Here is a 25,267-nt window from a genome sequence, read left to right as displayed (position 1 = left end):
TTTATGAGTACAATTAACCTAAAGGTTAAATGATTGGCGGTGATGTGGTGGGACTTCAAAATACAATGAGAGCTTTGGCTGACCCTACTCGGAGAACAATTCTTAACCTGTTGAAGAAAAGGCGGCTATCAGCCGGAGAAATAGCAGAGCATTTTAACATTAGTTTACCGGCAATTTCAAAACACTTATCTATTTTGAAAGAAGCTGACCTTATTCGTGACCAACGAGAAGGCAAGTATATTTTCTATGAGCTTAACGCCTCGGTTCTTGATGAAGCTCTGCTATGGCTCACAGATTTAAGAGGAGGAGAATGATGAAGAAGTTATATGCGCTCTGTTATGGAGTTATCTTGTTATGTATCGTCGGTACGGCAATACTCCTTATATTTACGCCGGATACCATACCAGTCCACTACAATTTTGCTGGTGAGGTTGACCGCTTTGGAAGCAAGTACGAAAATCTAATTTGGCCGATATTTACAATCATTATGGGAGCATTTTTCATTCTACTTGCAAAACAACAACGCAAAAAAGGCGAGACTGTAAATGAGAAAATTCTTCTCTATACCGGGATATGTACCCTGCTTTTCTTTGCTGCACTCGGTTTCTATTTTATGCTTAAAGCTATCAGATATGACCCCGACGCAGCCGCCACAGTCAGTATAGATGCAATGAAGTTTACTGGTATTGCAATCGGTATATTGCTCGTCATACTCGGAAATATCATGCCTAAAATGCGGCGAAATGCGATGTTTGGTTTGCGGACTAAGTGGAGTATGGCAAACGATAGTGTATGGCAAAAAAGTCAGCGTTTCGGAGGGATTGCTTCAGTACTGTGTGGACTTGCAATGATAGTTATTTCTGCTTTTGTGCCGGGTGTTTGGAATTTGCTTGTGATGACTGTTGTAATCATTATTTGGTTAATCCTGTGCATGATTGCGTCCTATCGCTACTACAAGACAGACAATACCCCATAAACTGAATATCTGACCCACAGGGCGACTATTTCAAACCGAAGTAGCCGCCCTTTTTTATGCCTACGGGCAGAAAGGAGCGACCATGGCAAAGAAGAAAATACCGCAGACCATCGAGGAATGTAATGCCGAACTGGAACGCACACAGAAGCTATTACAGCAGTACGAAAACCGAAATAAGATGCTCAACCGCAAGCTGTCCGTCGAGAAACGCAAGGAGCGCAATCACCGTATTTTCCTGTTTGGCGGCTTTATGGAAAGCATCGTGCCGGAGCTGAAAACCATGACGGAGGACGAAGGCAAGGACTTCTTGTATCACATCGCAAAGAGTATGGAAGCACAGGAGTATTTGAAAAAACGCGCCGAGGGGGTAGAAGCCGGATAATACCCTTAGGAACTAAGGGCGCACTTATACACCCTTGCGGGCGTGTGCGCTCTGCCGAGGGCTTATCTCCGCACAGGGAGATTTCCCCGCGCTCCGATATGGCGGCTTTGCCGCAACAAGGGGCTGCACCCCTTGCGCCGCTTCGCGGCTATCCCTGCACACCCACAAAAACAGTACACCCGCCGTTGGCGTCTGTACCATTTTTGCGGGTTTTATTATCCTATCCGGGAGGTGATACCCATAGCCATTTACCATTGGAACATCGGCATTGTGAGCCGAGGAAAAGGCAAATCAGCCGTTGCCGCAGCCGCCTACCGAAGCGGCGAAAAGCTGACAAACGAGTGGGACGGAATGACCCACGACTACACCCGCAAAGGCGGCGTTGTCCATACAGAAATCATGCTGCCGCCCCATGCCCCGCCCTCTTTCTCTGACCGTTCAACCTTATGGAACAGCGTGGAGCTTTACGAGAAAGCCGGGAACGCCCAGCTTGCGCGTGAGATTGACGCAGCGCTCCCCATAGAATTATCCAGAGAGGAACAGATCCGGCTTGTCCGGGAATACTGTTCCTCTCAATTTGTTTCCAGAGGAATGTGCGTTGATTTTGCCATTCACGACACCGACAGCGGCAATCCCCATTGTCATATCATGCTGACTATGCGCCCCCTTGACGAGCGCGGCACATGGACAGCGAAATCCAAAAAGGAATATGACCTTGACGAAAACGGCGAGCGTATCCGCTTGCCAAGCGGCAGATACAAGACGCACAAAATTGACCTTACAGGCTGGAACGACAAGGACAACACCCTCTTGTGGCGCAAGGCGTGGGCTGACTATACCAACGACTTTTTGGAGAGAAACGGAAGCCCGGAGCGTATCGACCACCGCAGCAACGCCGAGCGCGGCATTGACGAGATACCCACCGTCCACATGGGCGTGGCGGCTTGCCAGATGGAGAAGAAAGGTATCGCCACCGAGAAAGGCGAACTGAACCGCAGTATTCAAAAGACAAACCGCCTTATCCGGGAAATCCGGGCGCAGATTAGCAAGCTCAAAGAATGGATTGCCGACCTGTTCAAAGCGCGGGAAGCCGCCCCGAAGCAGCCGCCGCAATCTCCCAACCTTGCAAATCTGTTGATGAAGTATTTGAGCGTTCAGAGAGAAAAGAGCCGGAAGTATTCGCAGCGTTGGCAACAACAACACGCAGCCGACGAACTGAAAACCATAGCGGCAGCGGTCAACTATCTTTCCGAGCATGGTATCTCTAATCTTGACGAGCTGGACGCTTCTCTTTCCTCTGTCAGTGATAAAGCCTATTCAATCCGGGAGGGAATGAAAAACGCCGAGCAGCGCATGAAAGAGCTGCAAAAGCTAATAGAGAACGGCGAGAATTATTTGCAGTACAAGCCCATTCATGCCGAACTGAAAAAGCTGAAAAACGGCTGGACGAACAAACGGGATAAGTATGAGGAAGCCCACCGCGCCGAGCTAACCTTATGGAATGCAGCAAGCCGCTATCTCCATGCAAATCTGACAGATACAAAGACGCTGCCTATCTCCAAATGGAAACAGGAATACGCCGACCTCAAAGAGCAGAGAGATACCGACTACACCAAATTGAAAGCTACCCGCGCCGAGGTTGCCGAGCTTCAGAAGATACGCAAGTGCGTTGATATTGCGCTGAAAGCCGAGCAGCCGGAGCAGACACAGAACCGCACCAAGCGGCATGAACAAGAACGATAAAGAAAAGGACGGGCACGCCCTACCGCTTGTCTGTCCTTTGTGTTGTTCGATAAACTGGGATTTTATTTATTCAGCAAGTCTTGTAATTCATCCAAAAAACGGCAAACATGAAAGCCATCACAAACGGCATGATGCACTTGAATCGATAAGGGAATATAGTATTTTCCGCCATCCTCATAATACTTCCCAAACGTAAATATCGGCAGTAGATAGTCATATCCTTTTTTTAGATTTAAGTTAAAGCCTTCAAAGCTTGTCCACGGTATCATAGAAACAGGGAAAGTGTTTTCCGGAGGATTAGGCTTTGCGAACATTCCCTTTCGTTCACCATAAGCGTCTATATCCTTTTGATAGTTCTGAAGAAACTCAGTATAGTCTGCTGTAAACTCAGTCCAAATACTCGAAAAGGTTTCAGTTTCCTTATGAAAGATTGTGTAGCAAGGCAGCATTTCTGAAAAAACACCTACCTGTCCGTTTTTATCTAATGCCGTCCTGAACTCTTCGTGTCGATTGAGGATTGTTGTAACCCCATATAAGAGAGTCGGATATAATTTTTTTCCATCCTTTTTCAACTTAGAAATATCGAGTTTTACCGTCATACTATATGTGCAGGGCGTATTGTCAAAATAGTGGTCGAAATACTCTTTTCGTGTCCAATTATTTATATTAATCTTTGTGAATTGCATCATTTATCCTCCTCAAATTCTAATTTGCTAATTTTATTATACTTGAAAAATATGAACAATTCAACCACAGAAAGCGAGGTATCAAAACTATGTATTACACCCAAGAACAGATAGACCGCGCCAACCAAGCCGACCTTGTTTCTTTCCTGCAATCACAGGGCGAGCAGCTTACCCGTGCCGGAAATGAATACCGCTGGAAGCGGCACGACAGCCTGACCGTCCGGAGAAACAAATGGTACAGGCACAGCCAGAGTAAGGGCGGTGCACCCATTGATTTTGTCATGGAGTTTTTCGGCAAGAGCTTCACCGAAGCCGTTGAACTGCTGACAGGCGAAAAAGGAGCCGCCCCGCCGCCGGACAGACCAAGCCCCGCGCCCCTATCCGACTTCCGACTGCCACCCCGCAGCACCGACAACCGCATAGCGAGGAACTACCTCACAGCCGCCCGCCGCATTGATGAAGATGTGACGAGCTTTTTCTTTTCCACCGGGGATATTTACGAGGAAGCCGCCCACCATAACGCCGTATTCGTAGGGCGGGACGAGGACGGAGTACCACGCTACGCTCATCAACGCGGCACAGCCGGGAGTTTCCGGCTTGATGTGAAAGGCAGCGACAAAGCCTTTAACTTCTGCTACCGGGGCGAGGGCGAAAGATTGTTTGTTTTTGAAGCCCCCATTGACCTGTTATCTTTCCTCTGCCTGTTCAAAAAGGAATGGCAGAAACAAAGCCACCTTGCACTGGGCGGCGTGGGAGAAAAAGCCCTGCTGCGTTTCCTCTCTGACCGTCCGAACATCAAGACCGTTTTTCTCTGCCTTGATAGCGACGAAGCCGGAAACGACGCTTGCAGCCGCCTTGCAGAGCTTGTGCCGGAGGGGTTGACCGTCCACCGGCTTATCCCTCTTTTCAAGGACTGGAACGAGGTATTGCAGCACCGGGCAGAAATCACAGACGGGAAGTATTTGCGGGAAGCAATCTACGGCTTGAAAGAGCCGCCGCAGGAAGAAACCGTTGAGATTATCCGCATGAGCGAGGTTGACACACAGACCGTTGAATGGCTATGGGAGCCGTATATTCCCTTTGGGAAAGTAACCATTGTGCAGGGCAATCCCGGCGAGGGCAAGACCACTTTTGCCCTACGCCTTGCCGCCGCCTGCACCACCGGGGGAACGCTGCCGGGAATGAAGCCCTTGCCGCCGTTCCAAGTAATTTACCAGACCGCCGAGGACGGGCTGGGCGATACCGTCAAGCCCCGCTTGATAGAAGCCGAAGCCGACCTTGACCGCGTACTTGTGATTGATGAAGCAAAACGGGAGCTTACCCTGTCCGACGAGCGCATAGAAAAGGCAATCACGCAGAACGGGGCGCGGCTGATTATCCTTGACCCCATACAGGCGTACATGGGCGAAAAGACCGACATGAACCGGGCAAACGAAGTGCGCCCCATGTTCCGCCGCCTTGCCGATGTTGCCGAGCGTACCGGGTGCGCCGTTATCCTTATCGGACACCTCAACAAAGCTGCCGGAGGGCAGAGCGCATACCGGGGATTAGGTTCTATCGACTTCCGTGCCGCAGCAAGGAGCGTCCTGCTGATTGGGCGCGTGAAGCGAGAGCCGAATGTGCGCGTTATCGTCCATGACAAATCTTCCCTTGCGCCGGAGGGCAAGCCCATAGCCTTTTGCCTTGACCCGGAAACAGGCTTTTCGTGGATAGGCGAGTATGACATCACCGCCGACGAGCTGCTGTCCGGCGCGGGCGGCAACAACGCCACCAAAACCGAACAGGCTGAACGGCTGATACTTGACCTGCTTGCAGACGGGAAAGAGCTTGCCAGCGAGGACATTGTAAAAGCCGCAGCCGAAGCCGGAATATCCGAGAGGACGGTGCAGAACGCCAAGCGTAACATGGGCAGTGTTTTGGGTGCAAAGCGTGTCGGCGGTCAATGGTACAACTTCATCAAGAAGAAACAGCCACCCGAACCCGCAAGCTGAAAGTGCAAAACGCAGACCCTTTGCACTTTGCACTTTCGCACTTTCACGATAATTTGCGTCAATAACTCAAAAAAGCACTTGACAAAACGCTTCATGGGGCACCGCCAAGGACATTGAACCATTCATGGCACCCAAGTTTGCCGATAACATTATCCTGACCAAAACGGAACGGCTGATGATGTCCAACCGTCCACCGGACCCCAAGAACGCCCGGAACAAAAACGTGCTGGTGGTGGGCGGCTCCGGCAGTGGCAAGACCCGGTTTTGGCTGAAGCCGAACCTGCTTCAGTGCCACAGCTCCTATGTCGTCACCGATCCGAAAGGTAGTATCGTGGTCGAGTGCGGGAACGCCCTCCTGAAGAACGGCTACAAGCTGAAAATCCTGAATACCATTAACTTTTCCAAGAGTATGCACTACAACCCCTTCGCCTATGTTCACAGCGAAAAGGACATTCTGAAACTGGTCACGACCCTGATGACCAACACCAAGGGTGAAGGGTCCGGTGGAGACCCATTCTGGGAAAAATCGGAGCGTCTTTTGCTCACTGCCCTGATTGCCTATCTGCACTATGAAGCCCCGGTGGAGGAGCAAAACTTCGCTACCCTGCTGGAGATGCTGAACACCATGCAGGTGCTGGAGGATGACGAGGAATACCAGAACCCGGTGGATCTGCTGTTTGAAGAACTGGCAAAAAAGAAGCCCAACTCCTTTGCCGGTCGGCAGTACAAACTTTACAAGCTGGCTGCCGGCAAGACTGCGAAATCCATCCTGATTTCCTGCGGTGCCAGACTCGCCCCCTTCGACATCCAAGAGCTGCGTGACCTCACCATGTACGATGAGCTGGCGCTGGACACGCTGGGCGATAAGAAAACGGCGCTGTTCCTCATTATGTCGGACACGGATTCTACCTTCAACTTCCTCATCAGCATGGTCTACACCCAGCTTTTCAACCTTTTGTGCGACAAAGCGGATGATGTGTACGGCGGCAAACTGCCCATCCATGTGCGGTGCCTTATCGACGAGTGCGCCAACATCGGGCAGATTCCCAATCTGGAAAAGCTGGTGGCGACCATTCGCAGCCGTGAGATCTCCGCCTGCCTTGTTTTGCAGGCGAGAAGCCAGTTGAAAGCCATCTACAAGGACAACGCAGATACCATTGTGGGCAACATGGACAGCCAGATTTTCCTCGGCGGCTCCGAACCCACCACCCTGAAAGACCTGTCCGAAATGCTGGGCAAAGAAACGATTGATGCATTCAACACCTCGGATACCCGTGGCAATAGCCCCAGTTACGGCACTACGTTCCAAAAGATGGGGCACGAGTTATTGAGCCGGGACGAGCTTGCGGTGCTGGACGGCGGCAAGTGTATTTTGCAGTTGCGTGGTGTCAGACCGTTTCTTTCTGACAAGTACGACCTGACCCAGCACCCCAACTACAAGTTGACCTCGGACTATGACCCCAAGAACGCCCTCGATATCGAGAAGTTCTTGAACCGAAAAGAAAAAATCCACCCGGATGATACCTTCATCATGGTGGATGCCGATTCGCTCCCGTCTGCCTGACCCGGTAGGCGGTTTTATTTTATCCTGACCAGAGAGGTACACCAGAAAGTCCACTCTCGCCGCAGTTCGCGGCTTCAATAGGCAGCTTCAGGTGTGTACGGATGGTCTACAATTTTTTCAAAATAAAGGAGAAACGACTATGGAATTCTTTAACTCTGCTATCGAAGTCCTCCAGACCCTCGTTGTTGCCCTCGGTGCCGGTCTCGGCGTGTGGGGTGCTATCAATCTGCTGGAGGGCTATGGTAACGACAACCCCGGCTCCAAGTCTCAGGGCATGAAGCAGCTCATGGCTGGCGGCGGCGTTGCTCTGGTGGGCATCACCCTGATTCCTCTGTTGTCCGGTCTTTTCGGCTAATAGAGCCGCAGGCGGGTTTTCCCGCCTGTACATACGCAATCGCTCCATCTCTGCTGTGGATAACAGCCCTTTATAATAAGGAGCGCATTGCATCGAATATCCACCTGATAACTGAAAGGGAGTGTTTTCTATGCAGTTTTTGACCCACATTATTTTTCTTCTGAACCTTCTCAAGACCCTTATCAACCACTTCAGCTAAGGACGGTGACTGCTGAATGGAAACCGTTCTTAAAGCCATTGCCGACTGGATCAAAGGCATCCTGACGGCAGGCATCATGTCCAATCTTTCCGGCCTGTTCGACGATGTGAACACGCAGGTCGGCAACATCGCACAGCAGGTGGGCACCAAACCCTCCAGCTTTGAGCCGCGCGTTTTTGCGATGATCGAAGCTCTTTCTCGGAATGTGGTGCTGCCCATTGCAGGTATCATCCTGACCTTCATCGCCTGTTACGAGTTGATAGAGATGATCACCCAGCACAATAACATGGCGCAGTTTGAGCCTGCCCTCATCATGCGCTGGATTTTTAAGACCGCTGTTTCGGTGTGGCTCATCAGCAACACCTTCGATATTGTGATGGCGGTGTTCGACATCACCCAGAAGGTAGTGTCCGATTCCAGCGGCATCATTGCCGGAAACACCCGTGTCAACGACATTGGCCTGTCGATGTTGGAAGCCAGCCTGATGCAGATGGACGTAGGCCCCCTGTTCGGGCTATTCCTGCAAAGTTTCTTCATCGGCATCACTATGCGGATCTTGAGCATCATCATTTTTGTGATCGTCTACGGGCGTATGATTGAAATCTACTGCATGGTAAGCCTTGCGCCCATCCCCATGGCAACATGGGGCAACCACGAGCAGTCGCACATGGGGCAGAACTACCTGAAATGCCTGTTTGCGCTGGGCTTTCAAGGCTTTCTCATCCTCATTTGCGTGGCAATTTACGCCGTGCTGATACAGTCGGTAGCAATTTCCGGGGATGCCATCAACTCCATTTGGAGCATTGTGGGCTACACTGTCCTGCTTTGTTTCAGCCTGTTCAAGACCAGCTCCGTGACAAAATCTGTCCTCGGAGCGCATTAAAGGAGGTGCTTTATTGGCTGCGTATATCTCTGTGCCCCGTGATTTGACCAAGGTTAAGTCTAAAGTGGCATTCAACCTGACCAAACGGCAGCTTGTCTGCTTTGGCACAGCGGCTCTCATTGGAGTGCCGCTGTTTTTTGTTCTCCGGGATTCTGGCGGCAACACAGCCGCCACCCTTGGCATGATGGCCGTTATGCTGCCTGCATTTTTTCTGGGTATGTACGAGAAAAATGGTCAGCCGCTGGAAAAACTGCTGTCGCACTATGTTCAGGCGCGATTCTTGCGCCCGAAGATTCGACCTTATAAGACCAACAACTACTACGCGATTTTGATGAGAGGAGGGTCAGCCAATGCCGTTTTGGAAAAAGACCGATAAGGGCGGCAAGAAAAAGCCGCCGAAGTCTGCTGTTTCCCGGACAGCACAGCAGTCCATCCCCATGCAGCGGATGTTCGAGGATGGCACTTGCCGGGTGAAGCCCAACTACTACACCCGCACCATCCAGTATCAGGACATCAATTACCAGCTCGCCCAGCAGGAGGACAAGACGGCGATTTTCGAGGAATGGTGCAGTTTCCTGAACTTCTTCGATTCCAGCATCAAGTTTGAATTGTCCTTTGTGAACATGGCAACGGACAGCACCGAGTTTGAAAAGAGCATCCGCATTCCGTTCCAGAAAGACGGCTTTGACGATGTGCGTGCGGAGTATTCCCAGATGCTGCGCCAGCAGCTTGCCAAGGGCAATAATGGCCTGACCAAGACCAAATTCATCACCTTTGGGGTGGAGGGCGAGAGCATGGCGCAGGTCAAGCCCCGTCTGGACCACATCCAGAACGATCTGCTGAACAACTTCCACCGGCTGGGGGTGCAGGCAAAGCCCCTGAACGGTGCCCAGCGACTGAAACTCATGCACGATATGTTCAACATGGACGGCGCATCCAAGTTTCACTTTGACTGGAAAGACCTTGTGAAAAGCGGTCTTTCCGTGAAGGATGCCATTGCGCCCACCGCCTTTGCTTTCAAGAACAGCCGTACCTTCCAGATGGGCGGCATCTATTGCGCCGCCAGCTTTCTGAGCATCACGGCATCCGACATCAGCGACCAGCTTTTGAAGGACTTTCTGGACATGGATTCCAGCCAGATCGTCACCATGCACATCCAGTCCGTTGATCAGAACCGTGCCATTAAGACGGTGAAGCGTACCATCACGGAACTGGATCGCAGCAAAATCGAGGAGCAGAAAAAAGCCATCCGTGCCGGGTATGACATTGACATCATTCCGTCGGATTTGGCGACCTACGGCAGAGATGCCAAGGCTCTTTTGAAGGAATTGCAGAGCCAGAATGAGCGGATGTTTCTTGTCACGTTTCTGGTGCTGAACACCGGGCGCACGGAGCAGGAGCTGGAAAACAACGTTTTTCAGGCATCCAGTATCGCCCAGAAGCACAACTGCAACCTGTGCCGTCTGGATTTCCAGCAGGAACAGGGGCTGATGAGCAGCCTGCCGCTGGCTGACTGCCAGATCGAAATTCAGCGGGGGCTGACCACCAGCAGCACTGCCATCTTCATTCCGTTCACCACACAGGAACTTTACCAGTCTGGCAAAGAAAGCCTGTATTACGGCCTGAACGCCCTGTCCAACAACCTTATCATGGTGGACCGGAAGAAGCTGAAGAACCCCAATGGGCTTATCCTCGGCACTCCCGGCTCCGGCAAAAGTTTCTCGGCAAAGCGTGAGATCGCCAACGCTTTTTTGGTGACGGACGATGATATTATCATCAACGACCCCGAAGGCGAAGTGCGACACGAAGTCGCGTAATGTATTGCGTGTAAACGCTACTCTATCCATTTGGAGTAACCCTACTGTGACCTGCACTGGTCAAAAGCCGGCGTTGGGAAGCTCACAGGACAATATGGGAAATCTGCCAGCCTAAAGCGGATGTACTGTTAGGGTAAAGAATGCTATGTCGAACGTAATGTGAATCATCGTAAGGATCGTTACAGGGAATAGGTGAAATAAGGCTGATACACCTACACCAAAAGGTGTTGGAGGTGACCGAGGGGCCTTTCGCTACCCCGAAGCAAATGGACACAAATCCTCCCGGTTCAAAGATGGCGGCTAAGGCATTCGAGAATTATGCATTACGTGGAACGTGGAAAACCCTATGCGTTCCTTGAACAAAGGTATCGACCTCGCAAGAGGAAGAAATGGCGCAGAGGGTATGAGATGGAATAAAAAGCGAAAGGTTCACTGTAACGGTGAGCATAGGGGTTCAAAATTTGCCCTGACCTGAAAGGGTGCTGACTTATTCCGGGTATTTCATGGCAAGATTGGAGGTATTCCTGTGAACGATAAGTATTCAACGACGGAAGGTAAAACTTCTGAGAAGCTGTCGGACGAAGCTATGTTGAGTGCCCAATGGAAAAACATTGACTGGCATAAGGCAGAGCGGGAAGTCAACAGGCTACAAATCAGGATTGTCAAGGCAACTCAGCAAAAAGACTACAACGCAGTAAAACGACTTCAGTATCTTCTGACACATTCCTTTTACGCCAAAGCACTGGCTGTCAAGCGTGTCGTTACCAACGATGGGCGCAAGACTCCCGGTGTGGATGGTGTTCTCTGGAACACCCCGGCGAAGAAAATGAAAGCGGTTCTATCGCTGACAGATAAAGGGTATCGTGCGCGTCCTCTCCGTAGAGTGTATATCGAAAAGAAGGACAAGAAGAAAAAACGTCCGTTGGGGATTCCCACGATGTATGACCGCGCAATGCAGGCTCTTTATGCTTTGGCACTGGAACCGGTGGCGGAAACAACAGCAGATGGGAAATCCTTTGGTTTCCGAAAAGGAAGATGCGCACAGGATGCCTGCGAATATCTGTTCAATGCACTGTCGCGCAAGCACATTTCTCCGAAGTGGGTTTTGGAGGGTGACATCAAAGGTTGCTTCGACCATATCAGCCATGATTGGCTTCTGGCGAACATCCCCATGGACAAGAACATTTTGAAGCAGTTCTTAAAGGCGGGATTTATCTATCAGCGCGAACTCTTTCCTACCGAGGAAGGAACTCCGCAAGGTGGTATTATCTCCCCCATTCTGGCGAACATGACGCTGGATGGTATCGAGAAGAAGCTGGTCGAACGCTTTCACACGAACGCGCTCGGTAAGGTCGATTCAAGATTTAAGAATGCCCACAAAGTAAACTTCGTCCGCTATGCAGACGATTTTGTGGTCACAGCGGCAACACCTGAACTGGCTCTTGAAGCAAAGGAGCTGATTCGAGAGTTTCTCGCTGAACGCGGATTGGAACTTTCTGATGAAAAGACCGTTGTCACCAACATTGACGATGGTTTCGACTTCCTCGGCTGGAACTTCAGAAAGTATAACGAAAAGCTGATTATCAAGCCTTCCAAAAAGGCGGTCAAGGCTATCGTTTCCAATATCTCTGACACGATTCTCCGCAGAGGAAAAGCGTGGCAGCAAGATGTTCTGATTATGAAGTTGAATGAACAAATTCGAGGTTGGACTAATTACCACCAGTCCGTATGCGCAAGTGATGCGTTCGCGCATCTGGATTATGTCCTGTACGAACTGCTGTGGCGATGGGCTAAAAGACGGCACCCAAAGAAGAACAAGTGGTGGATTTCCATGAGATACTGGCATCGTGTCGGTAATCGGAACTGGGTGTTCTCTACGGAAAACAAGGAGCTGATACGGGTAGACAGCACAGCCATTGTGCGACATACCAAGATAAAAGCTACTGCAAATCCGTTCCTCGATGAGGCGTATTTTCAAAAAAGGAAATTCGATAAAGGAATGCACCGGCTGACTGGAAAATTCAAGACGATTTGGAAAAACCAGAACGGGCTGTGCTACCACTGCGGAATGCCGATGGATGTAACGGAAGAAAGAGAAATCTTCTACCTTGCACCAAAAGCAAAGACTGGCGTGGAAGATGTTCGTAATATGCGCTACGTTCATTGCGCCTGTCAGAGAATTTATGCTGAGAACCGCTTGAAAAAGTGATGAAATGCTTGAGCCGTATGACGGGAAACTGTCACGTACGGTTCTTAGGCGGGAAGGCGGTGGTAACACCGCTGACCCAGCCGATTACTCGCCGCTGGTGAATCGTTTGAAGGGTCAGGTCATTAAAATCTCGCCCAACAGTACCCAGTTCATCAATCCCATGGACATTAACGCCAACTATTCGGAGGAAGATAATCCGCTTTCCCTGAAAGCTGACTTTATTCTTTCTTTGTGTGAACTGGTGGTGGGCGGCAAAGAAGGGCTGCTGCCGGTGGAGAAAACCGTCATTGACCGCTGTGTGCATCTGATCTACCGCAAATATTTTGCGGACCCCTGCCCGGAGAATATGCCCATTCTTGAGGACTTGTACAATGCCCTGCTCCAACAGGACGAGAAAGAAGCCCACCATGTTGCCACGGCTCTGGAAATCTATGTGAAAGGCTCCCTGAACCTGTTCAACCATCGCACTAACGTGAACGTCAATAACCGCATCGTCTGCTACGACATCAAGGAACTGGGCAAACAGATGAAGAAACTCGGTATGCTCATTGTGCAGGATCAGGTATGGGGGCGTGTCACCGCAAACCGCAGCAGTGGCAAGTCCACCCGGTATTATATGGATGAGATGCACCTGCTTCTGAAAGAGGAGCAGACTGCGGCGTATTCCGTGGAGATCTGGAAGCGTTTCCGCAAGTGGGGCGGTATTCCCACGGGGCTGACCCAGAACGTGAAAGACCTTCTTTCTTCCCGTGAAGTCGAGAATATTTTCGAGAACAGTGACATGATCATCATGCTGAATCAGGCGGCAGGAGACCGGCAGATTCTCGCAAAGCAGCTCAACATCTCGCCCCATCAGCTTTCCTATGTGACCCACTCCGGCGAGGGCGAAGGGCTGCTGTTTTTCGGCAACGTGATTCTGCCGTTCGTTGACCGTTTCCCGACTGATTTGGAACTGTATAAAATAATGACCACCAAGTTAGGTGAGGTTTCGGAGGGCGCACAGAAATGAGCAATCCGAAGCTGAACATCAAAGAGGAAACGTCTGCCAAAAAGACCCGTTCTCCTCCGAAAAAAGCCAAGGTAGAGCAGTCGGTGCCCAAAAAGAAAAAGCTGAAAACCGATGCAGATAAAGCTGCGGAAAAGGCACAGCATCTGCGGTTTGGCAAGGCGGAACTGACCCCGGACGAGTTGAGCCGTTTGAGCAAGGCACAGAAGCGGGAAATGTACGCCGCCCATGCCGCCCGGTCTGCGGTGCACCGGGAGGTTGACCAGTACGAGGATGACAATGTGGGCACGCAGGCTTTGAGCGAGGGCGAAAAGGCGGTGGGAAATATCCGGGATATTTCCAAAAGCCGCTATGCCCGCAAACTTAAAAAGAAAGCCAAGATGCAGGGCAAGAAAGGCTCCAAAACCGCAAAATCTTCTGCACAGGAGCCGTCTGCGCCACAAGATGCAGGTGCATCTGGCACCGGCGAGGGCGGCTCCAACTGGCTTTCCCGCTGGAAACAGCGGCAAGAAATCCACAAAAGCTACTATGCCGCCGCCCGGTCGGGCACGGCGGCGCAGACCGCAGGCGGCAAGGCGGCATCCAACGGTGCATCTGCTGCCCGGTCCGGCGTGGAACAGGCGGTGGAGAAAGGCAAAACTGCCGTCAGCACCGCCGTAAAGGGGCTGATGAATGCCGCCAAGGGCAACGCACACGTTCTGGTAATCGTGGGCGTTTTTCTTTTGCTCATCCTGATGGTGATGTCCGGCTTTTCCTCCTGCGGCATCCTCTTTTCCGGCGGCACACAGGTGTCCGGGCAGACCATGTACTCTGCCGAGGACAGGGACATCCGGGGTGCAGAACAGGACTACAAAAAACTGGAAAAAGAGTTGGACAAAAAGATCAAACGCATCCCCACCGACCACCCCGGCTACAACGAGTACCAGTACCACCTTGACCCCATCGAGCACGACCCATGGCAGCTGACTTCGTTCCTGACCACCTTGTATGACGATTACACTCGGTCAGAGGTGCAGGGCAAGTTGAAGGAGACTTTCAAAAAGCAGTACAAGCTGACCACATGGGTGGAGGTACAGATACGGTATAAGACCGTGTGGGTCATCAGTCCGGCAGGAATCCCTGTTCCCACGCAGGTGCCTTATGAGTATCGTATTTTTCACACAAAGCTGGTGAACAAAGGGCTGGAAGTCGTCATCCGAGAGGAACTGGACAACGACCAGTGGAAACGGTATGAGATCTTTCAGGACACCTTGGGCGGCAGACCTTATCTTTTTAATGGAGGCTTGCCGCCCGGTGGCTCGGATGGCTCCGGCACACCGGGCATCGGCTATACCGTTCCGGCAGAAGCTCTGACCGACAGCGAATTTGCCGCCATCTACAAGGAAGCCCAAAAGTATGTGGGCACGCCCTATGTGTGGGGCGGTTCTACACCGGAAACCGGGTTCGATTGCAGCGGTTATGTCTGCTGGGTCTACAACCAGAACGGCTACGATGTGGGGCGCACCACCGCCAACGGTTTGTGGAACAAGAGCCAGCACATCAGCGAGGCCGAAGCAAAGCCCGGTGACCTTGTTTTCTTCGAGGGAACGTATGATACCCCCGGAAAAAGTCACGTTGGAATCGTGCGTCCAGTAAGGACGATAGTAGAAGTAGAGAAAGGAGGCTGTGGCTAAGGTACTACCCCGCAAAGCAACGCGGGAATCCACCTGCTTTACCGAAAGTCGAAAGATGTACGGGAAAAGAGCACGGCAGGAAAGCGGTAAGTTGCCTAAAGACAATCGGGCACGACTGAACCGCAAGGATAAGTGAATATAAGGATAAAACTGAATTGTTTAAGGTGAGTTCCAAGCCCTCGTTACGTGTGGGCAAAGGAAAATTGTCTGAACCCTTTGGTACAGAGACCATAGGAAATAGAGTCCTTCCTATGGGTTGCTAATCCCCTGTACGGCACGTCGGAGAACCGATAGTAACGGAACGAAAGCATATCCGATAATTCACATTGACCTACTACTATCGTCAACTGGAGATTGTCTAAACCAGAACGCTTGAAAAAGCTATGTGTAATGCAGTAATGTGATAAATTTCAAAGCTATGCTAGAAAGATGACACTGAAAATCTGGCATGACAACGGAGCTTCTATAGTAGTCCGAGAATCCTGAATTGACAGGAAAAGCCGTAAAATCGGATGCGGGAAAGCCGCTCACATGGCGAAGAGAAGCAGTTTTTTGCGCATTAAAATCAGAAATTGATTAGAGAGGAAAGCCTCAATGAAATCAACAATGGAGATTTTAACAAAATTACAAGAAAATTCCCAAAAGAACCAAGATGAAGTGTTTACACGACTGTACCGCTATCTTTTGAGGCCGGATATTTACTTCATTGCCTACCAGCATCTTTACTCCAATAAGGGTGCAGGAACGAAGGGTGTGAATGATGATACGGCTGATGGATTTAGCGAGCAGTATGTGACAGCCATCATTGAAGCATTGAGAACAGGGTCATATGAACCCAAGCCGGTACGCAGAACCTATATTCAAAAGAAGAACGGTAAGCTGCGCCCGTTGGGACTTCCTGTATTCGCTGACAAGCTGGTGCAAGAAGCTATCCGTATGATTCTGGAAGCCATCTACGAGCCAATTTTCTCTATCTATTCCCACGGCTTTAGACCGGGCAGAAGCTGCCACACGGCACTTGCCATGATCAAGCATGAGTTTACCGGAGCAAAGTGGTTCATTGAGGGTGACATCAAGGGATGCTTTGATAATATCGACCATTCCACGCTGATTGATGTGCTGAACCGAAAAATCAAGGACGCTCGTTTTCTGAACCTGATTCGTATGTTTCTGAAAGCCGGCTATATGGAAGATTGGAACTTCCATGAAACCTATAGCGGATGCCCGCAGGGTGGAATCATCTCCCCGATTCTTGCAAACATTTATCTGAACGAACTGGACAGGTATATTATGCAGCTGAAGAAGGAATTTGACCACGGATACAATCCGAGAAACTTTACGGAAGAATACAACACGATAAGACACAAACGAGATGCACTGCATGAGAAAATCAAGAAAGCTGAAGGAACAATGCGGGAGCAGCTGATTGCTCAGCACAAGCAACTGACAAAGCAGTTGTTTCGGACACCTGCAAAAGCGTGTACCGATAAGCGATTGAAATATGTTCGCTATGCAGATGACTTTCTGATTGCAGTCAATGGGACAAGAGAGGAATGCGAAGCGATTAAGGCAAAACTCACGGATTTTGTCCGGGACACTCTGAAAATGGAGTTGAGTCAAGAAAAGACCCTTATTACGCACAGCAATACTCCTGCCCGATTCCTTGGTTTTGATGTTCGGGTGCGCAGGGATGCCAGTGTCAAACGCTCTGGAAAACGAAAAATGCGTACTATGAACAACAAAGTGGAACTCAATATTCCACTGAAAGATAAGGTGGAGACCTATTTACTGTCCCATAGCATCGCTGAAAGGGATGGAAAGAGGTTGATTCCTATTCATCGCCCAATTCTGCTGAACCGCACGGATTTGGAAATCGTAATGATTTATAATGCGGAACTCCGAGGACTCTGTAACTATTATGCCATTGCAAGCAACTTCAACAAGCTCGTTTACTTTGGTTATCTGATGGAATACAGCTGTCTGAAAACACTCGCAAACAAGCATCGCTCCCGAATTGCTAAGGTTCGTTATGAATACAGAGATGGGACTGGTGCATGGGGCGTTCCGTATGAAACCAAAAAGGGAAAACGCCGTATGATGTTCGCTAAGTACAGCGATTGCAAAGGCAAAGATTTGACGGAAAAAGTGCCCGATTTGGCGTATCGCTATTCGCACAACACAACCTCCTTCGAGGAACGTCTGAAGGCCAAAGTCTGTGAAGTCTGCGGCTGTACAGACAGCGATAGCTATGAAATCCACCATGTAAACAAGGTCAAAAACCTGAAAGGTAAAGCTGATTGGGAAAAAGTCATGCTGGCAAAGAGGCGCAAGACAATCGTTGTGTGCCACAAATGCCACATGAGAATTCATCATGGAACTAAAACGGAATAACTTTTGAAATGGAGCAAAAAATGGGGAGCCGTGTGCGTTGAGAGGCGCAAGCACGGTTCTGGGAGAGGTCTGTGCAAACCTGTCGTAGAAATACGATAAGGCGGCACTTTCCTACTCTACTACCTCGGAAATGGGATGATGGTGTCCGCTGGCGACCCCATCAAGTACGCAAACATTCACTCGTCCTACTGGGAGAAGCATCTCGCCGGGTTCGGACGGCTTTCAAAATGATTGGAGGAGTTTTATGAGCGAAAAATCGGATAAGCTGCGGGCGATGCTGGAAAAAGAGAAGGAGCGCCGCATCAAACTGAACAACCGCATCGAGATTTTGGAACGGCGCATTCAGGAAGAGGATTCCGCCGAGGTCAACGAGATGGTGCGGACCGCAAAGGTCACCCCGGAACAGCTTGCCGCCCTGCTGCGGCAGTCGGCAACCGCCACCCCGAACCCGGCTGCGCTGTCTGCTGTGGGTGCAACTTTTGAGAAGGAGGTCGATACAGATGAAGATTAAGAAACTGGGTACGCTGCTGGTATCGGCGGCACTGTGCGCTGGCATGGCGGCTCCTGCCTTTGCCTTTGAGGGCGAAGCTGCCCCGGTGGAACAGCCGATTCTGCCGGAAATCGTGGAGGAGGATGTTGTCACCGTCACGGACGAAACCTCTGGTGCCCTGACCCCGGAGGGCAATCTGACGCTGGTAGACGATTACCACACCAACTATTCGGATGGTTCTGGGCAGCAGTTCATCACGCTGGTATCGAAGTCGGGCGCGACATTTTATCTGGTAATTGACCGTAATGCCAAGGGGCAGAACACTGTCCACTTTATGAATCTGGTGGATGAAGCCGACCTTCTGGCTCTGATGGAGGAAGAAGCTGCCGATGCCTACACTGCGGAGAAAGAAGCGGCGGCACAGGCAGAACTGGACAGGCTGAAAGCCGAGGAAGAAGCCAAGAAAGCCGCAGAGGAAGCAGCAACCGCTGAACCGCCCAAAGAAAACAAGGTGACGAAGTACGCAGGCGCATTTCTGGGCGTAGTTGCAATGATCGCACTGGCTACGGGCGGCGTTTTCTATTTCTATCGCCAGCAGATGCAGAAGAAAAAGGCGGAAAAAGAAGCCCTTGACCCTGATGCAGATTACACCGAGGACAAGGGCGATTTCGATATCCCGACCGATGTGCCGGATGAGGACGAAGCCCCGGACGAGCAGGACACTGAACCCATCTGATTTCAAGGCGGCGTTTGCCGCCGTACATAGAAAAACGATTCAAATCGTCCAGATCGGAACGATGTAGTTGTCCCGGTCGATCACACCGACTTTGGGCTTCATGCAGACAATGGCACCTTTTCCGCGCGGAACGGATGCCTTGTCCAGCAGCGAAAACACCTTTGTCAGCTCCGTTCCGGGGTTGGAAGTCTTTTTGATCTCGATGGGATTCAGGACACCATCTTGCTCCAGCACAATGTCGATTTCCTTGGCATCCTTATCCCGATAATAGTACATGAACGGCTCCCTGCCGGTATTCAGATAGGTCTTGGCGATTTCGGAAACGACATAGTTTTCGAGGATAGCCCCATTCATAGCCCCGCATTCCAGAACTTCGGCACTGCTCCACCGGGTCAGGTAGCAGACCAGTCCGGTATCGTAGAAATAGAGTTTCGGAGTTTTTACCAGACGCTTCAGCAGGTTGTTAGAGTAAGGGTGCAGATAGAAAATGATTCCAAGCGTTTCCAGAATGTGCAACCAGTCTTTAGCCTGTTTCTGGTTGATGTCCGCATCCTGTGCAATGTCCGAAGCGTTCAGCATCTGAGAACACCGAGCCGCAACTGCCGTCATAAAACGCAGGAACTTCAAAGCATCAATCGCATCCGAAAGCTCTTTGACATCGCGCTCGATATAGGTGGACAGATAGCTGCTATAAAAAATCTGGCTGTTCGTGTTCTTCCCGCTTGCGATTGCCGGCATAGACCCTCGATAGATTCGCTCAAAAATGCCTTTGGTATCTACCGGCTTACTCTGGTTCTCTCGCTTCAGAAGTGCCTCCAAATCTACCCGGAACGGTTCTACTTCAGCTCCGTTCAGTTCTGACTGCGAAAGAGGGGTCATGGACAGCACAGCAACACGCCCGGCAAGGGATTCCTGTACACCGCGCATCAGCTTGAACACCTGCGAACCGGTCAGCCAAAAGGCACCCGGCTCCTGATGGGTGTCGGCATATACCTTGATATAGGTGAATAGCTCTGGGGCGTACTGCACCTCGTCAATCAAAACCGGAGGCTTGTGCAGCTGCAAAAATAGCTCCGGGTCATTTTTTGCCAGTGCCCGATCGTTCAAATCATCCAGTGATACATAGCCACGGGAACTGCCCTCCATAAGCTTTTTCAGCATAGTCGTCTTGCCAACTTGTCGGGGGCCCGTCACAAGAACGACCGGGTATTCCTTCGTGACCTGCTCCACAACTTTTTCCAGACTTCTTTGAATATACGCCATCTCATTCACCGCCTTTATGCTTCGGCTGATTTTTCTTACAATTCCATTTTAGCCGAAACGGTTGTAACTTGCAAGCACATTTTGCAATCCATAGAAAATTATAGAGGAGTTGATGCTTATTGTCTTATCGCTTAGTCATCAGTGAAAAGCCCTCGGTGGCTATGTCCTACGCCAAAGTCCTCGGTGCCACCAACCGCAAAGACGGTTATCTGGAGGGTAACGGCTATCTGGTAAGCTGGTGCGTTGGTCATCTGGTGGAGTTGGCACCGCCCAATGTCTACGATGAAAAGTTCGTCAAGTGGAGCATCGCAGATTTGCCCATCCTGCCGCAAAAGTGGCAGTACCTCGTGTCCGCATCCACCAAAAAGCAGTTCGATATCCTGAAAGACCTGATGCACCGCCCGGATGTAGACAGCATCGTCTGTGCGACGGACGCGGGGCGCGAGGGCGAACTGATCTTCCGCCTTGTCTACCAGCAAGCGGGCTGCAAAAAGCCCTTCTCCCGCCTGTGGCTGTCCAGCATGGAGGAAAATGCTATCCGGGAGGGGTTCGCCCACCTGAAACCATCAACTGAATATGATGCGCTGTACAACGCTGCACTCTGCCGGGAATGCGCCGACTGGATGGTCGGTATCAATGCGTCCCGGCTTTTTTCGTGTCTGTACGGTCAGCCTTTGGCGGTGGGGCGTGTTATGACCCCGGTGCTTGCCATGACGGTGGTGCGAGAAGCCGCCATTGCCGCCTTTGTGCCGGAGAAGTTCTACACGGTCGCCCTGACTCTCGCAGACGGCGGCACCGCATCCAGCAAACGGTTTGCACAGAAAATGGATGCCGAGCTGTTGCTATCCAAATGCCGAAAGGAGGAGCGTGTCACGGTGCAGAAGATGGAGCGCAAGGAAAAGTCCGAAAGTCCGCCGCCACTCTATGACCTTACCGCATTACAGCGGGATGCCAACCGCCTGCTGGGATTTACGGCACAGCAGACCTTGGATTACGCCCAAAGTCTTTACGAAAAACGGCTCATCACCTACCCCCGCACGGACAGCCGCTTTTTGACGGAGGATGTGGCGGCATCTCTGCCGGGACTTGTGGCGGACACGGGCAAGGCGTTTGCCGTGGAGGAACCGCTTCCCATCCATGTGCAGCAGGTCATCAACGGCAGCAAGGTCACCGACCACCATGCGCTGCTGCCCACGAAAAGCATGGCAAAAGCAGACCTTGCCGCACTCCCTGCCGGGGAGCGGAATGTCCTGCGGCTGATTGCCGCACGGCTGCTCTGCGCCGTAGGTGAGCCGCACCGCTATGCAGAAACCACACTCACCACCATCTGCACCGGAGAGGAATTTACCGCCAAGGGCAAGGAGGTTCTGGAGGAAGGCTGGAAAGCGGTGGAGCGCAAGGTGCTGGCAGACATCCTGAACCGAAAACAGGAACTCACCGCCCTGCCCAATGCGGCAGAAAACGAGTGCGGCATCCTCAATGCAGAGCTGAAGGAGGGTCAAACGTCCCCACCGAAGCATTTTACCGAGGACACCCTGCTGCACTCGATGGAGACCGCCAGTGCGGACAGTATGCCGGAGGGTGTGGAGCGTCAGGGCATCGGAACCCCAGCGACCCGTGCCGCTACTATCGAAAAGCTGGTGGCGAAAGGTTTTCTGGAACGCAAAGGTGACAGGAAAACGAAAGTGCTGCTGCCAACCGACAAGGGTAAAGCCCTTATCACCGTAATGCCCGAAGAAATCCAGTCACCGGAAATGACCGCCGACTGGGAAACGAAACTGTTGCGCATCGAGCGCGGCGAGATGGAGCTGGAAGAATTTATGACCGAAATCAAAGATATGATCTCCTCGCTGGTCAATACCACCGAGGCTATGAAGGGAGCAAATGTGCTTATGAAGAACAAAATCGTTGGTGTCTGCCCGAACTGCGGCAAGTCTGTTGTGGAGCGCGAAAAGGGCTATTTCTGTGAGAACCGGGAGTGCCGTTTCGTGCTGTGGAAGGACAATGCGTTCTTCAAGCGTCTGGGAAAGCGTCTGGATTCCCATGTTGCGGACAAGCTGCTGCGGGATGGTCGCATCCGCCTGAAGGACTGCCGCAGTGCCAAGGGCAAGACCTACAATGCTACCGTCCTGCTGTCCACCGAAGCGGATGGCCGCAGCAAGTTTTCTCTGGAATTTGAGGGTGGCCGCTGATGGATCAGAAAACGGAAGCCCTCTATCTCATCAACGGAGACAAATTTCTGCATCTGCGTGAAAATGGCGCAGGGGTCGGCTTTGCCACCTACAACTGCGCCACCGGTGAACCGCAGGAGTTTGGGCAGATCTCCAAGCAGAATCTGCCTCCGGATGGTCGCAATGCCATTCCCGCCGCCCGGAACTGGTATCTGTTTGAGCTTTCCAGCGATATCCGCAAGGCAATTCAGGAGGTCAGCTTGCAGCACCTCGATACCATCCCGCAGTCTGGTGTCCGCAGGCGGCGCATCTGGGATGACCCCACGATTCCCAGAGATGATGTCCGGCTCATCAACAGCCATTACGATGACCTCTACCGTGTGCCGAATCATGGCGTGATTCAGGTTGACCGCTCGGACGGCAGCAGCTACACGGCGCGTGTGGAACATCTGGATGATTACCATTTTGATCTGGGCGAATACGGAAACGTCTATCACATCTGTCAGTTTGGCGAGATGATGGAGCGCAGCGGTTCGACCGCCTATCCTGAGATTCAGACGCAGGATGAGCAGGGTGCATGGGAACTGGGCGGCAAGGGCTATCTTGCTGTCCAGTCCTGCGAGGATGGCTGGGATTATACCCTCTATCACAGCGATTATTCTGTGATGGATGGCGGGCAGATCGACGCACCCGAATTGACGATTCAGGAAGTCCGGGAGCAGATTCTGGAAGCGCACCACATGGAAAAGGGGCGGCGTGTGCTGAAGGACTATGACCTCATCATGGACAAGGTTGCCGAAGCCGAAGAACTGGGGCTGTCTGACCGTCCTTCCACACTGGAAAAGCTGGCAGAACTGGCTGGTGCAAAAGAAAAATGCGATGCCCCGGAATGCAACCCTTTTGGATGTAAGAAAGCGAGGAATTTCCATGAACTTTGACCACGAAGAACTGATGCTGATGATGCTTTACAACACCGGCACCCGGCTGGGGCTTATCCATGAACTGCGGCTCATGCAGTGCTACCTGATGCCGGATGAAACTGCCCTGCGGGAACTGTCCGAGGGCGTTATCGAAAAGCTGAAACTGCTGACCGATGCGGAGTTTTCCAATCTGGAATTTTCCCCGGACTGACTTTTGCCGCCTGCAGGCGGCGTACATAAGGACTACCAATTTCTTGAAAACATGATATACTTATTGCTGTACCTTGTTTCCATCAAGGCCCGTGGGAGATGATTGTAGAAATGAATAAAATAACATTAAAAGAAATCCGTTTCAAAAAATTAAAAGGGTTGTCAAACGTAACCATCAAATTCTCAAAGCCTCTAACAGCTATTATGGGCGTCAATGGGTCCGGAAAAACAACTGTAATACATGCATTAGCATGCTTGTACAATCCAGACGGGAACGGTGAGAATCATATATTTCCTGAATTTTTTACTCCAAATACAGATGCTTCATGGTCTGGCAGTGAATTGGAAGCCGTTAACGAAATTATTGGAACCGATGGTGTTCCTACATTGCTTCCACCTAAAAAGTATTACAAGGCGTTCGACCGCTGGGCACCACGTTATCAGACTCGTCCAAAGAGAAACGTATATTATATTGGAATAGAAACCTGCCTCCCGGATATTGAAAAGAAAAACCAAACAACAAAAATTTCATATGTTTCTCAATGCCAAACCAGCAATGTGGCACGAAAAACAATTCAAGGTGCAGCGGGCATTCTAAACAAAAATTATACTGCATTGATGGACAATTGCTATAAAGGAACTCATTTTCCGGGCGTTGAGTTAAGCGATGGTCTCAAATACTCATCACTTAGCATGGGGTCAGGTGAGCAGCGCACAATTAAAATTCTTGAAAAAGTCACTCGTGCAGAAAAATATTCACTAATTTTAGTCGATGAACTTGATTTGCTACTTCATGTATCTGCTTTTCGGAAATTAGTTAAAGAACTCAATAGAATAGCTGTTGAGAAGAAATTACAAATTGTATTCACAACTCACTCATTAGAAATTCTTTCTATGTCTGAATATATCGGAATACAATATATTGAAAATGTAACGTCCCCCACAGGATCAGCAAACTCATTCGTTTATGATAGACTCAGTGAAGAACTGATTTATAACATGTCCGGCGAATGTAATAAACCCGTCAAAATATATGTGGAAGATTCCCTTGCGAAAGATATTGTTCACGAAATTGTTAGAGACTTGCAAATGACATTTCTTGTTGAGATTTGCAAATTTGGCGCAATCGAAAACGCTTTCACCCTTGCCGCAAGCTTTATCATAGAGCAAAGAGATACTAGAAACATCCTTATTGTCACTGATGGTGATAAATACTGTACTGATTCCGAAAGGATGGATCACATTGAGAAAAAATTATGTGGGACAGAAGATGATGCTGAAGACAAACGTCAGGCAGCACTTCAGTTGATTCATCAATTTTCCTTACCCACTAGCACCCCACCAGAAAAATTTTTACATCAAATAATATTGGAAACATTTCCTCAAGATAATAGTATCTATCAAGCTGCTCAAGCGATTCAGGGCGTTAATGATTCGCATGAATGGATTAGTAACATTTGTGATCGATTGGATGAAAGCCAAGAGACAATTATCAGAGAAATTTTTAAATACGCGAGCAGCCATGAACTGTTCCTTTCTTATATTGACAATATAAAGACGTGGCTGAGCCAACACCAAAACATCTAACTGTCTGAAGGTACA

General features: G+C 50.6%; 19 protein-coding genes and 4 pseudogenes. 21 read left to right on the top strand and 2 right to left on the bottom strand.

What is annotated here, in order from left to right:
* Nucleotides 1-29 precede the first annotated feature (29 nt).
* The 4 genes from ACNSPV_RS03745 to mobQ all read left to right on the top strand — a co-directional run bounded on the left by ACNSPV_RS03745 (nt 30) and on the right by mobQ (nt 3,101).
* Nucleotides 30-314: an autorepressor SdpR family transcription factor gene (locus tag ACNSPV_RS03745; RefSeq protein ID WP_262539216.1), complete on the top strand. Its 285-nt coding sequence runs from the start codon at nt 30-32 to the stop codon at nt 312-314.
* A complete protein-coding gene (locus ACNSPV_RS03740) occupies nt 311-976 on the top strand; it encodes an SdpI family protein (RefSeq protein ID WP_262539215.1) in 666 nt (221 codons plus the stop codon). Before ACNSPV_RS03745 ends, ACNSPV_RS03740 begins: the two co-directional genes overlap by 4 nt.
* Nucleotides 977-1,058: 82 nt before the next feature.
* Nucleotides 1,059-1,358 (top strand): DUF3847 domain-containing protein, encoded by a 300-nt coding sequence (locus ACNSPV_RS03735; RefSeq protein ID WP_262539214.1) that lies wholly within the window; start codon nt 1,059-1,061, stop codon nt 1,356-1,358.
* A 231-nt stretch (nt 1,359-1,589) separates the two neighbouring features.
* On the top strand, nt 1,590-3,101 hold the full coding sequence (mobQ, locus tag ACNSPV_RS03730; protein ID WP_348585159.1) for a MobQ family relaxase: 1,512 nt from the start codon (nt 1,590-1,592) through the stop codon (nt 3,099-3,101).
* Between the two features lie 62 nt (nt 3,102-3,163).
* On the opposite strand, the gene catA is transcribed toward mobQ, so the two are convergent.
* Nucleotides 3,164-3,787: a type A chloramphenicol O-acetyltransferase gene (gene catA / locus ACNSPV_RS03725; RefSeq protein WP_348585160.1), complete on the bottom strand. Its 624-nt coding sequence runs from the start codon at nt 3,785-3,787 to the stop codon at nt 3,164-3,166.
* An 89-nt stretch (nt 3,788-3,876) separates the two neighbouring features.
* Here catA and ACNSPV_RS03720 point away from each other — a divergent pair, with 89 nt between their 5' ends.
* From ACNSPV_RS03720 to ACNSPV_RS03660, 13 genes and pseudogenes are all read left to right on the top strand, one after another.
* On the top strand, nt 3,877-5,778 hold the full coding sequence (locus ACNSPV_RS03720; RefSeq protein ID WP_348584579.1) for an AAA family ATPase: 1,902 nt from the start codon (nt 3,877-3,879) through the stop codon (nt 5,776-5,778).
* An 85-nt stretch (nt 5,779-5,863) separates the two neighbouring features.
* Nucleotides 5,864-7,342 (top strand): annotated as a pseudogene (locus ACNSPV_RS03715) (VirD4-like conjugal transfer protein, CD1115 family); the annotation flags it as partial.
* 139 nt (nt 7,343-7,481) lie between these two features.
* Nucleotides 7,482-7,697, top strand: coding sequence for a Maff2 family mobile element protein (locus ACNSPV_RS03710; protein WP_055186938.1), 216 nt, complete (start codon nt 7,482-7,484; stop codon nt 7,695-7,697).
* Between the two features lie 215 nt (nt 7,698-7,912).
* Nucleotides 7,913-8,779 carry a VirB6/TrbL-like conjugal transfer protein, CD1112 family gene (locus ACNSPV_RS03705; protein ID WP_097773636.1) on the top strand — a complete coding sequence of 289 codons (867 nt, stop codon included), beginning with the start codon at nt 7,913-7,915 and terminating at the stop codon, nt 8,777-8,779.
* Between the two features lie 13 nt (nt 8,780-8,792).
* Nucleotides 8,793-9,155, top strand: a complete 363-nt coding sequence (locus ACNSPV_RS03700; RefSeq protein ID WP_117527059.1) for a PrgI family protein — start codon at nt 8,793-8,795, stop codon at nt 9,153-9,155.
* Nucleotides 9,130-10,575 (top strand): annotated as a pseudogene (locus tag ACNSPV_RS03695) (VirB4-like conjugal transfer ATPase, CD1110 family); the annotation flags it as partial. The gene ACNSPV_RS03700 and the pseudogene ACNSPV_RS03695, both read left to right, overlap by 26 nt.
* A gap of 547 nt (nt 10,576-11,122) precedes the next feature.
* Nucleotides 11,123-12,805, top strand: a complete 1,683-nt coding sequence (gene ltrA, locus ACNSPV_RS03690; protein ID WP_348583747.1) for a group II intron reverse transcriptase/maturase — start codon at nt 11,123-11,125, stop codon at nt 12,803-12,805.
* Nucleotides 12,806-12,878: 73 nt separating this feature from the next.
* A pseudogene (locus ACNSPV_RS03685) lies at nt 12,879-13,814 on the top strand (VirB4-like conjugal transfer ATPase, CD1110 family); the annotation flags it as partial.
* On the top strand, nt 13,811-15,484 hold the full coding sequence (locus ACNSPV_RS03680; protein ID WP_348584581.1) for a CD1108 family mobile element protein: 1,674 nt from the start codon (nt 13,811-13,813) through the stop codon (nt 15,482-15,484). The pseudogene ACNSPV_RS03685 and the gene ACNSPV_RS03680, both read left to right, overlap by 4 nt.
* A 594-nt stretch (nt 15,485-16,078) precedes the next feature.
* The gene (locus ACNSPV_RS03675; RefSeq protein WP_227613826.1) at nt 16,079-17,875 is read left to right on the top strand and encodes a reverse transcriptase domain-containing protein; all 1,797 of its coding nucleotides are present in this window, start codon (nt 16,079-16,081) and stop codon (nt 17,873-17,875) included.
* Nucleotides 17,876-17,995: 120 nt separating this feature from the next.
* Nucleotides 17,996-18,106 (top strand): annotated as a pseudogene (locus ACNSPV_RS03670) (peptidase P60); the annotation flags it as partial.
* Nucleotides 18,107-18,119: 13 nt separating this feature from the next.
* On the top strand, nt 18,120-18,386 hold the full coding sequence (locus tag ACNSPV_RS03665) for a DUF4315 family protein (RefSeq protein ID WP_097839652.1): 267 nt from the start codon (nt 18,120-18,122) through the stop codon (nt 18,384-18,386).
* Nucleotides 18,376-19,101, top strand: a complete 726-nt coding sequence (locus tag ACNSPV_RS03660) for a DUF4366 domain-containing protein (RefSeq protein WP_348584582.1) — start codon at nt 18,376-18,378, stop codon at nt 19,099-19,101. The genes ACNSPV_RS03665 and ACNSPV_RS03660 overlap by 11 nt, the downstream gene beginning before the upstream one ends.
* Nucleotides 19,102-19,140: 39 nt before the next feature.
* Here ACNSPV_RS03660 and ACNSPV_RS03655 read toward each other — a convergent pair whose 3' ends face one another.
* Nucleotides 19,141-20,364, bottom strand: coding sequence for an ATP-binding protein (locus tag ACNSPV_RS03655; protein ID WP_348584583.1), 1,224 nt, complete (start codon nt 20,362-20,364; stop codon nt 19,141-19,143).
* 161 nt (nt 20,365-20,525) lie between these two features.
* Between ACNSPV_RS03655 and ACNSPV_RS03650 the strand changes: the two genes are divergently transcribed.
* The 4 genes from ACNSPV_RS03650 (at nt 20,526) to ACNSPV_RS03635 (ending at nt 25,252) form a co-directional block, all read left to right on the top strand.
* Nucleotides 20,526-22,556: a DNA topoisomerase 3 gene (locus ACNSPV_RS03650; protein ID WP_418268293.1), complete on the top strand. Its 2,031-nt coding sequence runs from the start codon at nt 20,526-20,528 to the stop codon at nt 22,554-22,556.
* Nucleotides 22,556-23,473 carry an LPD16 domain-containing protein gene (locus ACNSPV_RS03645; RefSeq protein WP_348584585.1) on the top strand — a complete coding sequence of 306 codons (918 nt, stop codon included), beginning with the start codon at nt 22,556-22,558 and terminating at the stop codon, nt 23,471-23,473. Before ACNSPV_RS03650 ends, ACNSPV_RS03645 begins: the two co-directional genes overlap by 1 nt.
* Complete coding sequence (locus ACNSPV_RS03640; protein WP_291018010.1) at nt 23,463-23,666, top strand: transposon-transfer assisting family protein; 204 nt, start codon at nt 23,463-23,465, stop codon at nt 23,664-23,666. Before ACNSPV_RS03645 ends, ACNSPV_RS03640 begins: the two co-directional genes overlap by 11 nt.
* A 110-nt stretch (nt 23,667-23,776) precedes the next feature.
* Nucleotides 23,777-25,252, top strand: a complete 1,476-nt coding sequence (locus tag ACNSPV_RS03635; RefSeq protein WP_291018012.1) for an ATP-dependent nuclease — start codon at nt 23,777-23,779, stop codon at nt 25,250-25,252.
* Nucleotides 25,253-25,267: the final 15 nt, after the last annotated feature.

It is taken from the genome of Faecalibacterium sp. 3, from assembly GCF_048323735.1.
Taxonomy (GTDB): Bacteria; Bacillota; Clostridia; order Oscillospirales; family Ruminococcaceae; genus Faecalibacterium; species Faecalibacterium wellingii.
This window is presented reverse-complemented; position numbering and strand designations above follow the sequence as displayed.